Annotated in this window: 2 protein-coding genes; one reads left to right on the plus strand and one right to left on the minus strand. The window is 30.0% G+C overall.

Going from position 1 to position 1,445, the window contains the following annotated elements:
• The first annotated feature begins 342 nt into the window (after positions 1-342).
• Entirely contained in the window at positions 343-627 is a 285-nt protein-coding gene (locus F564_RS0117690; protein WP_028123742.1) for a DUF3817 domain-containing protein, read from the plus strand.
• 194 nt (positions 628-821) lie between these two features.
• Here the strand turns inward: F564_RS0117690 and F564_RS0117695 are convergent, their stop codons facing one another.
• Positions 822-1,328, minus strand: a complete 507-nt coding sequence (locus F564_RS0117695; RefSeq protein WP_028123743.1) for a T9SS type A sorting domain-containing protein — start codon at positions 1,326-1,328, stop codon at positions 822-824.
• Between the last annotated feature and the right edge of the window lie 117 nt (positions 1,329-1,445).

A 1,445-nucleotide genomic window follows, 5' to 3' on the forward strand; every position in this document is an offset into this window, starting at 1 on the left:
GATTGCAACTAAGAGGTGTGCGGGATAAAGCATTTTTCTTGTTTAGGTTGTCTAAGCTTTTTGCCTAGCCCCCAAGTTTTGGAATTGATCCAAAATAGGCAGTAGATACTCACCTAATTATACATAAACGGCTTGTTCATCATTACACACGTTATTGAACATCTTGTAGGTTTTAAGGCTATTGTATGGTTTTAAAGTGGAAACAAGTATTCTTGAAAAAAAACTTTAGCGATGTAAACCTGTATTTGTATAGCTAACTAAAATTGATCTTTTGCTTATTACATAGAAATTAATTATCATTGTAACTAGATCTTGAAACCACATAAGTTCTAGTTATTTTAAATGATTATTCTATATAGAAAAACAGTTTTAATAGAAGGTGTTTCTTATTTGATTTTGCTTTTCATTGCAATGCCATTAAAGTATTTTTTCAATGTTCCGGATGCTGTCAAATATTTTGGATGGATTCACGGAGTTTTATTTCTGGTATTCTTTGTATCTCTTATACTAACATCAATAAAATATAGATGGAGCTTAATGAGAATTGCAATTTACCTTATAGCATCTGTTCTCCCCTTTATTCCTTTTCTGATCGATAAAAAACTTGCAAAAGAATATTCAACATAAAAAAAAATTATAATAAATTTCTTTCCGCCTTACGCCCTGGGGCGCCGTTTTCGAACATTTTTGTGGAAGGTCTGAAAATAGAAATTGCGTTTAAGAATCTGATAAAAGTAATTTAATATAATTTAGAGCTATATCTTGCTATAAAACAGAAAGCGCAGATAGTACTGCGCTTTTTTTTAAAAATGATTTAATATTTAGTTCTTTATGATTTTACTTCGTTGTGTCTCTTTGCCATTTTCATCACACAAAATAACGATGTAAATTCCGTTCGAAAGATTAGAAAGATTAGCAGATGATATTTTTTTCTCTGTCATCACTTTTTGTCCAGCTGTATTATAAATTTCCAGATTTCTTACACCATTCCAATTCAAAATATTTTTGGTTGGATTTGGATAGATCTTTAAGTGGTCATTTGAAAGGTCATTTGAACTTAAAGTGGAATTACAGTCAACATTATAGGCGGAAGAACTTTCTTTGATCCAAAAACCTGATGTTGTATATCCGTTGGCTTCAGAAACATTATCTACCTGTATGCAGCCAAGATTAGAATTACCGGTTGTGTCCAAATACATAATCCCAGCATTATTTCCATTCTTAACATTTACAGATGTCAATTCATTATTATGTATATCAAGAAATTCAACGTTTTTACTCTTGACAATATCCAAACCTTTAAGTTTATTACTAGATAAATCGATCAATAGCAACAATGTATTTTCGCGTAAATTGGATATGCAAATAAAAATTCCAGTATAAGTTAAGCTACATTTTGATAAATTTTGTTTTGATTATTAAACTCTTCAATAGTTTTGTATTTC

It is taken from the genome of Epilithonimonas tenax DSM 16811 (assembly GCF_000428485.1).
Lineage (GTDB): Bacteria > Bacteroidota > Bacteroidia > Flavobacteriales > Weeksellaceae > Epilithonimonas > Epilithonimonas tenax.